The 13,402-nt window shown below is 44.8% G+C and carries 11 protein-coding genes; 7 read left to right on the forward strand and 4 right to left on the reverse strand.

Annotated elements, in window-relative coordinates; genetic code table 11:
- Positions 1-176: 176 nt before the first annotated feature.
- The 4 genes from AAKU61_RS10685 (at position 177) to AAKU61_RS10700 (ending at position 2,720) form a co-directional block, all read left to right on the forward strand.
- Entirely contained in the window at positions 177-359 is a 183-nt protein-coding gene (locus AAKU61_RS10685) for a CsbD family protein (RefSeq protein WP_354332058.1), read from the forward strand.
- 498 nt (positions 360-857) lie between these two features.
- Entirely contained in the window at positions 858-1,133 is a 276-nt protein-coding gene (locus AAKU61_RS10690) for a metal/formaldehyde-sensitive transcriptional repressor (protein ID WP_322118451.1), read from the forward strand.
- A gap of 55 nt (positions 1,134-1,188) precedes the next feature.
- Positions 1,189-2,520, forward strand: coding sequence for a CDF family Co(II)/Ni(II) efflux transporter DmeF (gene dmeF / locus AAKU61_RS10695; protein WP_354332061.1), 1,332 nt, complete (start codon positions 1,189-1,191; stop codon positions 2,518-2,520).
- 26 nt (positions 2,521-2,546) lie between these two features.
- Positions 2,547-2,720: a DUF1289 domain-containing protein gene (locus AAKU61_RS10700; protein ID WP_354332063.1), complete on the forward strand. Its 174-nt coding sequence runs from the start codon at positions 2,547-2,549 to the stop codon at positions 2,718-2,720.
- A gap of 78 nt (positions 2,721-2,798) precedes the next feature.
- Here AAKU61_RS10700 and AAKU61_RS10705 read toward each other — a convergent pair whose 3' ends face one another.
- Both AAKU61_RS10705 and AAKU61_RS10710 read right to left on the reverse strand, forming a co-directional pair.
- Positions 2,799-3,542 (reverse strand): Crp/Fnr family transcriptional regulator, encoded by a 744-nt coding sequence (locus AAKU61_RS10705; RefSeq protein WP_354332064.1) that lies wholly within the window; start codon positions 3,540-3,542, stop codon positions 2,799-2,801.
- A gap of 152 nt (positions 3,543-3,694) precedes the next feature.
- Positions 3,695-5,827, reverse strand: coding sequence for a GGDEF/EAL domain-containing response regulator (locus AAKU61_RS10710; RefSeq protein WP_354332066.1), 2,133 nt, complete (start codon positions 5,825-5,827; stop codon positions 3,695-3,697).
- A gap of 477 nt (positions 5,828-6,304) precedes the next feature.
- On the opposite strand from AAKU61_RS10710, the gene AAKU61_RS10715 reads away from it, so the two are divergent.
- Both AAKU61_RS10715 and AAKU61_RS10720 read left to right on the forward strand, forming a co-directional pair.
- Positions 6,305-7,039: a Crp/Fnr family transcriptional regulator gene (locus tag AAKU61_RS10715; protein WP_354332068.1), complete on the forward strand. Its 735-nt coding sequence runs from the start codon at positions 6,305-6,307 to the stop codon at positions 7,037-7,039.
- A gap of 582 nt (positions 7,040-7,621) precedes the next feature.
- Positions 7,622-8,431, forward strand: coding sequence for a Crp/Fnr family transcriptional regulator (locus AAKU61_RS10720; protein WP_354332070.1), 810 nt, complete (start codon positions 7,622-7,624; stop codon positions 8,429-8,431).
- 43 nt (positions 8,432-8,474) lie between these two features.
- Here the strand turns inward: AAKU61_RS10720 and AAKU61_RS10725 are convergent, their stop codons facing one another.
- The gene (locus AAKU61_RS10725) at positions 8,475-9,512 is read right to left on the reverse strand and encodes a zinc-dependent alcohol dehydrogenase family protein (protein ID WP_354332072.1); all 1,038 of its coding nucleotides are present in this window, start codon (positions 9,510-9,512) and stop codon (positions 8,475-8,477) included.
- Positions 9,513-9,675: 163 nt separating this feature from the next.
- On the reverse strand, positions 9,676-11,061 hold the full coding sequence (gene fumC / locus AAKU61_RS10730; RefSeq protein ID WP_354332074.1) for a class II fumarate hydratase: 1,386 nt from the start codon (positions 11,059-11,061) through the stop codon (positions 9,676-9,678).
- Positions 11,062-11,402: 341 nt separating this feature from the next.
- Between fumC and AAKU61_RS10735 the strand changes: the two genes are divergently transcribed.
- Entirely contained in the window at positions 11,403-13,097 is a 1,695-nt protein-coding gene (locus AAKU61_RS10735; RefSeq protein ID WP_354332076.1) for a DUF1800 domain-containing protein, read from the forward strand.
- Positions 13,098-13,402 lie beyond the last annotated feature (305 nt).

Raw genomic sequence — 13,402 nt, forward strand, 5'->3', positions numbered from 1 at the left:
TCGTACAGATCATTTAATCAACATTCTTTAATCTGTAATTACTGAATTTGAGAGAGCTTTAAAAATAGTCTGTGCAAACACTTTTAACGTTTCGCACACGAGCTCCCCCCATCAGTTGTTTAATTCATTGCGAAGTAAGTTGATGGAATTGTCCATTATTTAAAGGAGAAACAATCATGAATAAAGACCAAGTCAAAGGCGTAGCAAAAGAAATTTCTGGCAAAGCACAAGAAGGTGCCGGCAAATTAGTTGGTAGTAAAGAACAACAAGCTAAAGGTTTGTTGAAGCAGGCTGAAGGCAAAGCTGAGAAAAATATTGGCAACGCCAAAGAAGCAATTAAAGATTCACTCAAAAAGTAATTTGGATAAAACGAGTGACGTAATAAGCTAAGAAGCCAAGTTACGTTGAAGGGGGCATTGATTGAATGATCGATGCCCCTTAATTTTTTTCGTCTGGTTTTATCGAGAAACTACATATAAATCCACGTATACAACTCGCTGCAAAAAAATATAAGTAATTAGATCTTAAAGATGAAGTCGACATCTACTTAATATTGATCAGATACATATACTCCCCTCTATTTATAATAAATATCAACGATAGACCATAAAATATATGGACAATATAAATATACACACCACCAGTATATACATTAGTAACATAGAGAATAACGCTGAGGCCAAGTAAAACCCAGTGTAAAAATATAAGAACCTCAAACTATTTCTGTGTTTTTTTATCTTCAACGCGAGGCATCTTCACTCAGTTCCTCTTCATTTTTTACTCCAAATAAATTCTGCTGACTTAAGGCTTTATTCAAACTATAATATAGTCCCCTACCCTATATTTAGAGATCAAACATGGGTCATACTGTCCGCAATAAACAGAAGCTTCTTAACCGTGTACGCCGTATCCGTGGACAAATCGATGCGATTGAGCGTACTTTGCTTGAAGAAAGTAGCTGTATCACCGTACTGCAGCAGCTCACGAGTTGCAGAGGCGCGATGAACGGCTTGCTTGCTGTTGTATTGGAAGATCACATCCGCACTCATCTGGTCGATGCTGAGCCGCATGATGGCGAAGAGAGTGACGGCAAAGAACAATTGGTAGAAATCATTCACAGCTATTTTAAGTAGGCTGAAGCTTAGAGATTATTAAAAATTAGTAGAAATAATTATTAAAGGTAACGCTATGAGCAGTTTGTACGAAACACCCTTCTCGCTTGGTCATGACCATGTTTTTCTGGGTGAAAGTCACGACAAAAATGGCCGTAAAACCTGGGCTGTAATTGTGCTGTGCAGCGCCATGATGATTGCAGAGATCATCGGTGGTAGCTTATTTGGCTCTTTGGCGCTGGTAGCAGATGGCATGCACATGTCAACCCATGCAGGTGCGATGTTAATTGCGGCGCTTGCTTATACCTATGCCCGCAAACACGCGAACAATCCACGCTTTGTCTTTGGTACAGGCAAGTTAGGTGATCTGGCAGGTTTTACCAGTGCGATTATCTTAGCGATGATTGCACTATTGATTGGATATGAGGCGATTTCTCGCCTGCTGTCGCCGGTGCCAATTCATTTTGATGAGGCAATTCCCATCGCTGTCGTGGGCTTATTGGTCAATATTGTCAGTGCCTGGTTATTAAGTGGCGATCACCACGGACATAGCCATGGGCACTCTCATGGCCATACTCATGCGCAGCATGAAAAACACGAAGACAATCACGATCATGCCGAAGAAGTCCAGCAGATTAAGACCTCCGCTGGTGTTATTGCACTCTCGATTTTTGAAGATGGTATCCCACCGGTATTTCGTATCGCCTTACACAATTTAAAAGTCGCATTATTACCGCAGGATGTAACGGTAACGACGATCCGTCCTGATGGCACACGCCAAGTTTTTGGGTTTACTCAAAAATCTGATTATCTTGAATCAACGGTAGCAATTCCTGAGCCGCACGAATTTAAAGTACTTCTTGCGCTACCTAATGACGAATATAGCGCTACGTTTGAAGAACATGCGCATGGTGACGAAGATAACCACGGACATGCAGAACACGACGATCATGGTGTCGATACGCGCGACCATAATATGCGAGCAGCTTACGTACACGTCATCGCGGACGCTGCCGTATCCGTGCTAGCTATCATCGGCTTAGTTTTAGCGAAAATATATGGCTGGTTATGGATGGACCCATTGGCAGGTATTATCGGCGCTCTCGTCATCGCCAACTGGTCTTATGGCCTGATCCGTGACACTGGCGCAATTTTGATGGATGTTAGCCCAAGTGATGCGCTTGCAAATAAAGTGCGCATCGCGGTAGAAACTGCTGGTGATAAATTAGTCGATCTACATGTATGGCGTCTTGGCCCCGGGCACTTTGGTGCAGTAGTATCAGTCGTCACTAAAGTCGCAGAGCGCAACCCAGCTTTTTATCATACCGAATTAAAGCAAGTAAAAGGACTGTCACACATTACGGTTGAAGTCCATTCCGAAGCGCTTGTTGGACCAACGGCAATTTAAAATCCCAGCAGATAAAAATATAGCCGATGAGTGCCAAATCACCTTGTATTGAGGTCTGTAAGTTTGATGGTAAGACCGGATATTGCGTCGCGTGTCTGAGGACACGAGACGAATGTAAAGATTGGAAAAAAATGAAAGATAATCGACGCCATCAGATACTGCAAGACCGTCCAAGACGCGAAATTAAATTGCAAAAATAAGGTGGCTCAAACACCTTAAAAATATTTAAACTTCCATTTCAATCAACCTTAATTGATCTGAACTAATCTGAACTGATCTCAATGTATGTCATTAATATCCTTGATGATCTGATAGCACTCACAAGATACCGAGGCTAAGCCTGCTTCATCAAGAATTTTTATTTGTCCTCTGCTATAACCAATTAGATTGCGTCTTTGCAGCGCACTTGCTGCTTTGGTGACGCCGACTCTTCTTACACCGAGTGAATGAGCGATAAATTCATGGGTTAAATGAAATTCTGACGATTGTAAATGGTCCTTGGTCGTCAACAGCGATCGCGCCAGACGAGCTTCTAGCATATGGAATGTACTACAGACAGCAATTTGAGTTGTCTGCGCTAAAAACCGGTTAACGTAGTTAAATAAAATCAATTGCAATTGAGGATTTTTTTTACATTCAACGATCAGATTTTCCGAAGAAATTTTAATCGCTCTGCCCGCTTTTTGGACAACGGCCCTGGTTTGCACTTTGAAAGTCACCACCCTATTTTCAGCATTTTCTGTGCTGTCTTGAGGAGCTGGCGTAATCAAATTCGGTGACATCCCAACGACACCCTCATTACCGACCAATCCTACCTCAAGGCTGGTTCGCATATTTAATATGCCAAGAAGAGAAATCAGACAATCCTCTGGAAAATAAACGTCCTCAATCTGCTGCCCAGGTTCAAATAATACCTGTCCATATTCCAGATGAACGACATCGCAATGCTTACCCAAGTGCTCTTGTTCGTCGCTGGATAAACCAGCGAGCAAACGATTGGCCAGAGGAGTGTAAAACTTCATCTATTAGTCCTCAGTAGTGTTCGACAATTGACGGTCGGAGTATGTTTTGTAGAATACATAAGCCATCTGATACCGTATGTACGTTAACGAACAGAACAGAGAATCTATCTTAGGATTGTTATCCAGGGTCTGTTTTGAAGAGCAAATTTTTCTTACTCTGCATTGAGATTAATATTAGTATTAGCAGCTTTTAATATGGGTAGTCCATTAGCAAGCAAGGTAGCAAAAGCCTGTGCTGGAAGTGGTCGGCTAAAAAAATAACCCTGACCTTCTTCACACAAATTTTCTTTTAAAAAGTTCAGTTGAATTTGTTCCTCAACACCTTCAGCAACCACTTTTTGTTTGAGACTATTACCCATTGCAATCACCGCATTCACAATAAAACCATTATTTTTTGTGTTGTCGATATCTTGCACAAATGAGCGATCAATTTTAAGTACATCTATCGGAAAACGGTTCAGATAACTTAAGCTCGAATACCCCGTACCAAAGTCATCTACTGCCAGCTGTATCCCCATTTTTTTTAATTCTTGCAAAATACTGGTGCTGCATTCCGCATCACGCATCAAGACACTTTCAGTGATTTCCAGTTGCAGATAACGCGCCTCTAAGCCAGTATCTTTTAGAATCGCAGCGACACCCTCGACGAAATCGTGGAATCGAAATTCTACTGCAGAGATATTGACTGCAATTGAGTCAAGTTTTAGTCCTTCCTTTTGCCATTTTTTCAGTTGAGAGCAGGCTTCCTGCAACACCCAGCGACCGATCGGTACGATTAGGCCACACTCCTCAGCTATCGCGACAAAACGCCCTGGAGACACCAAGCCCCATACTGGATGCATCCAACGCAGTAACGCCTCAGCACCCGTAATTTCGTCAGTAGCCAGATTGATTTTTACCTGGTAATAAAGCAAAAATTCTTGTCTCTCAATCGCGTGCCGTAAGTTGGTTTCGATCAATTGCCTTTCAACTGCACGGATATTCATTTCGTTTTTAAAAAACTGAAAATTATTCCGGCCTTTTTCTTTGGCTTGGTACATTGCAGTGTCGGCATTTTTAATCAGCGTCTCTGCATCTTGCCCATCCGCAGGATAAACACTAATGCCAATGCTTGTTGTCACATGCAACTCATTTTTAGTAATGGCATGAGATTCTGCCATTGCAACTAATATTTTTTCAGCGGTGATAGAAGCATATTCCGCACCCTGGTCTTCCGATACCAAAATAACGAATTCATCACCGCCCTGTCGGCTCACTGTATCCGAGCCTCTTACACATGCGGACAAACGACCTGCAACCGACTGCAATAGTTTGTCGCCTGTGGAGTGACCCAAAGAATCGTTGATATGCTTAAAATTATCCAGATCCAAAAACAAGATCGCCAGATGGGTACCGCGCCGCTTTGCTAAATTAATCGCTTGGGCAATACGATCGTTAAGCAATACGCGGTTAGGCAAATTAGTAAGAAAATCATGTTGCGCCAGATGCGCCATCTTCATCGCCATCGCTCGCGCTGCCGTAATATCGTGAAACACGATCACAGCTCCTGCAATTTTCCTATTGGAATCATGGATCGGCGAGGTCGAATCCTCAATCGCAATCTCGACACCGTCGCGTCGGATCAATACAGTGTCAGGCGTCAGTACGGTGGCTTTATCTTCATGCAAAACCAGAGTCACCGGATTAGGTTTAGGCTCACGCGTTTGCCCATTGATGATGGGCATAATATCGCTGATAGGGTGACCACGTGCCTCCTCTCTGGACCAGAGCGTCATATGTTCAGCAGCGATATTCAGATAATCGACGTTACCTAACATATCTGTACCGATCACCGCATCACTAATCGAATTAAGTGTAATTTCTGCGCGCGCTTTTTCAAGATAAATATTTTCTTCTACGGCTTTACGCTGAATAATATTCCGTAAGGATTGAGGCACCAGATAACTACCAAAATGACCTTTTGTCAGGTAGCCTTGAGCGCCTTTTTGCACCGCTTCAGCCGCCATTGCCTCACAATCCTCATCGCCGTCATCACATAAGGTCAAAATGGGAATATGAGGTACAAGCGCAAACAGACGATCAAACGTAGCGATGCCATCGCAGTCGGGCAAACTTAAATCAACCAAAATCGCGTCTGTTTTATCTTCTTTAAGATGGTCCAGTGCATCACAAAGCTGTGTGACAGTTTTTATCTCAAAGGGTCCATCACTAGCTCGCGACAAAACATCATTAAGTATTTGGGCATCGGCACGATCATTTGTGATCACTAAAATTCGATTCCCCATATCAGTCAGCTCCAACTATAAAAGGGGACGTATTAAACCAATTGAACTTATAGAGAGCATACTGATTCAAATGCATATTCATGATTGTTTTCCAGGCTCGTAGATGGTAGGAATCTTTGGTCGCCGCCGTAAAGGATGGATACCCAATTTGGTCTTAGTTTAGTTTTCTATTGCCTGTATGGGAGACATTAAACCTGCATACATTTAGTCAACTATCCTCATCTATTAGAACCTACGCATCGCCCAAACGCACGTCTGTACGATAGCGAACATAGTTAAAAATGTTGTCGTCAAAGTCGGTCTAAACTGGCCGCAAGTACAACAAATAAACCATTAAATTCGATTTTTTTAAAATCATTTATTCATGTGTGCTGTACCGCGCATAATTTTTTTATCGTTCGTGATAGCCTTTAAAAAATTTCTAATTAGAATTTTATTTCCGTATTCAGCAAGACCAAAAAATTTCACAAATCGTTAATGCAAATTTCTTACAGTCCAACCCAAAATCATCTGCTTGCAGCATTGTCTGTTGCCGAATTTGAGCGTCTGTCCGCTCACTTAGAGTTAGTCTCTTTTGAGCAGGGAGAAGCCCTGTATGAATCGGGAGTACAGCTACAATATGTGTACTTCCCTGTCTCATGTATCGTATCGCTGCTCTATGTCCTGGAAAATGGCGAGTCAGCCGAAGTTGCCGTGGTCGGCAAAGAAGGCATCGTTGGAATATCGTTATTCATGGGTGGGGACACGACACCGGATCGGGCTACGGCACAAAGCAGTGGTTTTGCCTATCGCTTAAAAGGTCAAATACTGAAGGAAGAATTTGATCGTGCCGGGCCGTTATTGAGACTGCTTTTGCGCTACACCCAGGCACTGATTATACAAATGACACAGACATCGGTATGCCACCGGCATCACTCTGTGGAGCAGCAGTTATGTCGCTGGTTACTGCTCAGTCTGGACAGGACATCAACCAACCAACTCACCATGACCCAGCAAATGATAGCGAATATGCTCGGTCTGCGAAGAGAAAGAGTCGCCGAGGCAGCCGGCAATCTGCAACGTAATGGCATCATTCAATACAGCCGTGGCAGTATTGACGTACTAAACCGCCCTGCTTTGGAGGGAGCAGCTTGTGAATGTTATTCCGTAATTACACAAGAATTTGATCGTCTGATGACCGATATACCGCGCTTAGATCCAGTTGCAGCCTAAGTCATTTGCGACTGATTATCTGTTTGAAATCGTAAGAGCAGGACTTAAGCAAAATTGTCCCAGCGGTGTAGTATCAACTAGTCGTATTAAAGTACCGCCTTCGTTGCTACTTCTTGCCGGGACAATTCTGCCTAAGTTCTGAAAAAATAATATCAGCGATTTTTCGTCGTCGCTGTTCAGCGTTGTTTGCTCGCCGTGCTCCAAATCTAAACCTGCGTCCAGTTAATTAAGCCGTAACCTTAACCAGGTATCAAATCTCTGATCACCGACCTTCAGTGTCTTTTAGCAAGCGTTGAATAAAAAGCGGGTAGAGTTGATTATCTTTTTAGTTCGACTTTTACCCCATTACAGAATAAATCATTCATAGTCTGGCTGAGGCTAAGAATTGGGGAAATATGCTCGCATCATCGGCTCTAAATTTTCACCTTTTTGTCTAAAATTTCTTCCAAAGCAGCTACTATTTGACATATGTTTGATAACGCACATACAAAGCGTCACCTAATTGGTATTCTGCAAATAGATAATCCAGTCTAAATAATCCATGTGATCTTGAAACGATGATTGCAGCACTCTACTTATCCCATGTCAACATCCGATAGTCCAATGCAAAATCTTCTGCTCGCAGCTTTACCTCGAGCCGAATTTGACCGTTTGTCTGTGCATTTAGAATTAGTCAAAATGTCTTTGGGCGAAGTACTGTACGAGGCAGGTGGATTACTCAAGTATGTCTATTTTCCGACCACCTCTATCATTTCTATGTTGTACGTTTTAGAAAATGGCGCATCGGCAGAGATAGCAATTGTCGGCAACGAAGGCATACTAGGCATTTCTCTCTTCATGGGTGGTGAGACGACCCCCAGTCGCGCTGTGGTACAAAGCCAAGGCTATAGTTACCGGCTTAAATCAGAACATCTGAAGGATGAGTTTAATCGTGCCGGTCCAGTGCTGCGCCTATTACTGCGTTATACCCAGGCATTGATCACACAAATGACACAAACAGCGGTATGCAACCGCCATCATTCTATTGAGCAGCAATTGTGTCGGTGGTTATTGTTAAGTCTGGATCGCTTACCATCAGATAATTTAAAAATGACGCAAGAACTAATCGCTAATATGCTGGGTGTAAGACGTGAAGGCGTAACCGAGGCCGCGGGTAAACTACAAAAAATGGGATTAATCAAATACACTCGTGGCAACATCGAAGTTATTGATCGTCCTCGCTTAGAAAAAACCGTTTGCGAATGTTATGCCGTCGTTAAAGCAGAATTTGACAGGTTACTCAAAAATATTCCACAAGGTGATCCTAAGCATATATTGGGAGCCTCCGACAGAAGGAGTAATCCTAAACGGTCCGATAAAGTAGATACCAACAACCGGCAAAACGACAACTAAAACTACAAGCAAAACCCGCAAGCAGATTAAATTAGTTAAGTAACTACATGGTAATAATCACCTTCAACGCCTGAGTCTCTGCCGCATGCTGAAAAGTATCATAGGCTTTCATGATGTCGTTGAGTTTGAACCGATGGGTAATCAATAATTTGGGGTCGATCTTTTTTGACTGCACTACGTTCATCAACATTGGCGTACTAACCGTATCAACCAGTCGCGTGGTGATGGTGATGTTCCGATCCCAGAGATTTTCCAGAAATAAATCCACCTTAGTGCCATGCACGCCCACATTGGCGATGGTGCCACCTGCTGCGATTATTTTTTCGCATAGTTCAAATGTGGCAGGAATACCGACGGCTTCTATCGCGGTATCCGCCCCGCGCTGATCGGTTATCTGCATCAGGGATTCGACCGCTTTGCCATTCTTGCTGTTAATCGTATCGGTCGCACCAAACCGTTTTGCCACTTCCAGACGATGATCGTCCAGATCAATCATGATGATTTTTGCGGGAGAATAAAATTGTGCTGTCAGCAAAGCAGCTAGCCCGATGGGACCAGAGCCGACAATCGCGACGATTGATCCGGGGGCGACTTTGCCATTGAGGACGCCGCATTCAAACCCGGTTGGCAAAATATCGCTGAGCATCACTAAAGCTTCTTCATCTGCGCCAGCCGGTATTGGGTAGAGACTGGTGTCTGCATGCGGAATACGCACATATTCTGCCTGCGTTCCATCGATCTTATTCCCTAAAATCCAGCCGCCTGTTGTGCAATGCGAATACATACCACGACGGCAGTATTCACATTTACCACAAGAGGATATACATGAAATCAAGACATGATCGCCAACCCGAAAAGCGGTAACACCTGCGCCGACACTATCGATTACGCCTACGCCCTCGTGCCCCAGAATGCGTCCTGGTGTGCAGCTTGCTACATCGCCTTTGAGAATATGTAAATCAGTACCGCAGATAGTTGTCTTTAGCATCCTGACGATGGCATCACCAGCCACTTGTATGACCGGTCTAGGCCGCTCTTCAAGCGCCTTCAGTCCTGAACCACGGTATACAAATGCTTTCATCATCGTCTCCTATTGTTCTTACAATCTGTTCTGCAATGGAGGCGACAATGCGCTGTTGGTATCTGGTGTGTCTGTTCGGTGTCTAACTTATGGAATCGGTTGATTTATGTGTCTTTTCTTAAGTATCTTTTTAAAAAGCAGTTAGCTGTGAAGGAAAATAATTTCACACCATATTTTCTGGTCGTACCCACTCGTCAAATTGTTCTGGCGTCACATAAGCCAGTGCCAATGCCGCCTCCCTTAAAGAGCTACCGTTTGCATGGGCGTGCTTGGCAATTTCTGCAGAGCGGTCGTAGCCTATGTGAGGATTTAGCGCCGTTACCAGCATCAAGGAGTTGCCCAGCAGTTCGGCGATGCGTATGCGGTCTGGCTCCATGCCGCGTGCGCAATGCAGATCAAGACTCATCATGGCATCGGTCAGCAAGCGTACGCTTTGTAAAAAGTTGTGCGCGATCATGGGTTTAAATACATTCAACTCAAAATTACCCGATGCGCCACCAATACTTAAGGCGACATCATTGCCCATCACCTGACAACAGACCATCGTCACGGCTTCGCATTGGGTTGGATTGACTTTGCCTGGCATGATAGAGCTGCCTGGCTCATTTTCCGGGATATGTAGTTCGCCCAAACCACAACGCGGGCCAGATGCTAACCAGCGAATATCATTGGCGATTTTCATCAAAGCGACCGCCAGAGTTTTGAGTGCACCATGCGCGCTGACCAAGGCATCATGGGATGCGAGCGCGGCAAAGCGATTGTTGGCACAACGGAATCCCTGCCCGGTTTCGGCCCCCAATTCTGTCGCAACGCGATCGCCAAATTCTGGATGGGTATTCAAACCAGTGCCCACCGCTGTACCGCCAACCGCTAGATCAACCAGCGAACTTAAACTGTTGGTAATCACTTGATCGGCGTGATCTAACTGCGCCACCCAGCCCGACATTTCTTGCCCTAAAGTCAGCGGCGTTGCGTCTTGCAAATGGGTGCGGCCGATTTTGACGATATCTACAAATGCCACCGCCTTGTTATGTAAAGTGGTACGCAAATTACCCAGCACAGGTAGTAAATCATGAACAATGCTCAGGCTCGCCGCCACATGCATGGCTGTCGGAAAAATATCATTCGATGATTGTCCCAGGTTGACATGGTCGTTAGGGTGAACCAGACGCGCGGTACCACGGCTGCCGCCCAAGATTTCAGAAGCGCGATTGGCCAGTACTTCATTCATATTCATATTGGTTTGGGTACCCGATCCGGTCTGCCATATCGATAAGGGAAAAGCCTCAGGATGCATGCCTGCCAGCACCTCGTCCGCTGCCCGGATAATCGCCGACGCCAAGCTGGCATCTAGCAAACCCAAATCGTCATTGACCACCGCGCAGCTACGCTTAACACGCGCCAAAGCCATTAGTAAGGCAGTCGGCATACGCTCGGTAGAAATCGCAAAGTGATGCAGCGAGCGCTGTGTCTGTGCGCCCCACAAAGCATCAGCAGGGACTTCAATGTCGCCGAATGAATCGTGTTCTATTCTTATTTCTTCGTTCATGGTCTTGTCCTTTTTTATCTACTCTTGATCTGCTTGCCTCTGGTATCCAGAGTCTAGTATAGGCAATTACATCAATATTTCTATCGGCATTCAATCAGCAGTCATGTGGATAGTTTTTCGGCGGCGGATTGAGCATATCCTCTCTTACACTCGTAACACTCTTTTACGACTTTTTATTGGCATTTTTTTGCGCCAACTTCCATGATGCAACTATGTAGCAATGATCAGGTAATGCATCAGCCAATACATCAGCTAACACCGGTCTGAAAAAAAGCAAATTGCCTTAGCTAATCAAGTAACTATAATAATTATTCGTCCTCACCCTTTATTTGGAGTCCTCTATGTACTTTGCGAGCTGGTCAACTAAATTAGTACGACAGTTGCTAACGACCAGTTTAAGCCTGGCCTTCAGTATTCCTGCCGCTGCGGCTACAGCTAGCTCAGTGACGACCGATATGCTGCCCACCAAGAGCGACGTCGGTGTCATCCCCAATACCGAGGACGCCGCACTGCATGTGCTTAACCGTCTAGGCTACGGACCCAAACCAGGCGACATCAATAAAGTCCTGCAAACGGGGGTAAAAAATTACATTCAAACCCAGCTTCATCCAGAAACGATTCCCCTGCCTGACACATTGGTCAGACGACTAGACTCCTTAAGCACAGAAGAAAGCACTACCGGCCAAATGCTGGGCGACTACCTGATGGCACGTAAAGAAGTAAAGGAAGCTAAGAGCGACAAAGACGGCAAGGAAAGTGCGGACAACAATAAAGATGACAAGCAAAAAGGCCGTGAAATCCTGGTCCGTATGGCAGAAAATACCGCAGAATCCCGATTGGCACGCGCTACAGAAAGCCCGCGGCAATTAGAAGAAGTGATGGTCGACTTTTGGTTTAATCACTTCAATATTTTCGCTGGCAAGGGTTTAGATCGCGCCCTCATCCTCAGCTATGAGCGCGATGCAATTCGCCCCAACGTATTTGGTAATTTCCGCACTTTATTAGGTGCAACTGCTAAGCATCCGGCGATGTTATTTTACTTAGACAACTGGATGTCAACCTCGGCTGACTACCAGCCTCGCCGTGGCCGAGGTGGCAAATTCGGCCAGCTTAGTCCGGCTAAAAATAAGCCCACAGGTTTGAATGAAAACTATGCTCGCGAGTTAATGGAGCTACATACTTTGGGTGTGGACGGCGGGTATAGCCAGAAAGATGTAACAGAATTAGCGCGCATGCTCACTGGATGGACTTTTAACCAACGTGATTTAGTCCGCAGCGGGGTCCAGTTCACCTTTAACCCTGATGCGCACGACAATGGCCACAAAGTATGGATGGGGAAAGACATCAACCCACGCGGTCAGCAAGAAGGCGAATTCGCGCTCGACACCCTGGCGATGCACCCGAATACCGCGCATCACATCGCGTTTGAACTGGCACAATATTTTGTCAGCGACAATCCGCCAGAGGCCTTAGTCAACAGAATGGCACAACGCTATTTAGACACCAGAGGAGAAATTCGCCCTGTGCTGGAAGTCTTATTTTATAGCCCAGAGTTTTTCGATAAAACTGCCATCGGCAATAAGTTTAAAACACCGTACCAGTTTGTCTTGTCCTCCGCCCGTGCCAGCGCATTGCCGATCAATAATATCCGTCCTCTGTTAGGCGTTTTATCGCAATTAGGGATGCCTTTATATGGCAGCGTAACACCCGATGGCTATAAAAATACTGAGGCAGCTTGGCTCAATCCCGATGCCATTACCCGCAGAATTAATTTTGCGACAGCCTTAGCATCTGGACGTTTACCGCTGGATAAAAAGCTGGATGAGACTAGTCAGACGATGGGCAAAAAGCAATTAGAGAAACAAGCCGACGGCAATCAGAAAAATCGTCCCGACCTGCAAGCCTTGGATGCAAACGCTTTATTGGCGACCTTAGGCAGTTCAATCTCGGCACCGACGCGTGAGCTGATTAATGGCAACAAAGAGCAATTACGAGGTGCGTTGGTGTTGGGTAGCCCTGATTTTATGCATCATTAATTTAGATCATCTGTTTGGATAAGCCAATTAAAAATCAGCGAGACTGTTTCAAGTACAGCATAAGTTTAGTGAGTCATTGAAATTATCTTTAATCGACCACCCTCACCCTGACCTCTCTCGAAAGCGGGAGAGGAGTTTGTTGTACGGTATGCGCGCTGTACGACATTAAGGAGATACTGGATTGCAGCCTGCGCTGGAATGACAACCGATAATTTTTGTAGTGATTATCTGGATGATTAAACATACTCCCAACATGTATATTTTAATTGTCCATACGATATCTGGACAATACGGCAATTTAAGTA

The organism is Undibacterium sp. GrIS 1.2 (genome assembly GCF_040544435.1).
In the GTDB taxonomy this organism is placed as follows: Bacteria; Pseudomonadota; Gammaproteobacteria; order Burkholderiales; family Burkholderiaceae_D; genus Undibacterium.